Genomic DNA, 955 nt, shown 5'->3' on the forward strand with positions numbered 1-955 from the left:
ACCGATTAAGTATGAGCCATTAACTACAAGCGCATCGAGCATCAGCATTTTGTCCATATATCTTTACAGCTTATATGACGGCTATTTCACACAAATACGCGCTAACCACTTCTAGGGAATAATTTTTTCCTGTTTGAGCACTTCTTTTGTGATGGCTTGGCGCAGCCCTAAACCATCCGATGTGGGCATATCCATATTCATCGCAAAAAACCACACATTATCATCCAGTTCAACCCAACCGACCCACCAGCCAATCTTAGGTTCGATTCTAGTCGAGTATCCCGTTTTAGCCCGAATAATATAGTCGCCATTGGCTTCGGTCAGCATGGCTTGTTTGACAATACGCTGGCTGCGCTCCGATACGTGTAACTTATTGTGATACAGCTTTCTTAAAAAGCTGATTTGCTCAGTGGCCGAAATTCGAATACCACCATCGAGCCAGAAACTGTCTACATTGCCCGAAATGTCCTCATTACCATAATCGAAAGCATGTAGCATCTTGCTCATACGTGCCTCGCCAATTTGGCGGGCAAATTCTTGATAAACAGGCACAACTGAATATTTCATCGCGGTGATTAGATTATGATCGCGATTCCAAGTGGCGATATCGCGCCGATGTCCATCCCACTTAAAGACTTGGTGTTCATCCTTAACCACGCCCAAATCGAGGGCGATCAAGCTATTGGGAATTTTAAAGGTAGATGCGGGTAAAAATGCTTGGTTCGCCCGTTTAAGATTATTGGTAAATCCTTGCTGCTTATTCTCATTCCAGAGCACAACTACGCCCTGTGATTTATGTTCAGTAAAGTGAGCATTCCAACTTTTGTTTTCTTGCCATTCCTTTGCTACCGCAGGCATTCCGATAATCGATGCCACCAAAAACACAGCCGATAAGGCTAATACACGCATAACGTCCCCTTGCTTAATGCAATATATCCATACAAATTAAGTGCTA

Annotated in this window: 1 protein-coding gene; it reads right to left on the reverse strand. The window is 43.6% G+C overall.

Annotation, left to right across the window (positions count from 1 at the left end; genetic code table 11):
• Positions 1 to 111: 111 nt before the first annotated feature.
• On the reverse strand, positions 112 to 909 hold the full coding sequence (locus M0413_RS22620) for an OXA-48 family carbapenem-hydrolyzing class D beta-lactamase OXA-204 (protein ID WP_032495449.1): 798 nt from the start codon (positions 907 to 909) through the stop codon (positions 112 to 114).
• Positions 910 to 955 lie beyond the last annotated feature (46 nt).

The sequence above is a fragment of the Shewanella sp. 8A genome (assembly GCF_023475945.1).
Classification (GTDB): Bacteria; Pseudomonadota; Gammaproteobacteria; order Enterobacterales; family Shewanellaceae; genus Shewanella; species Shewanella xiamenensis.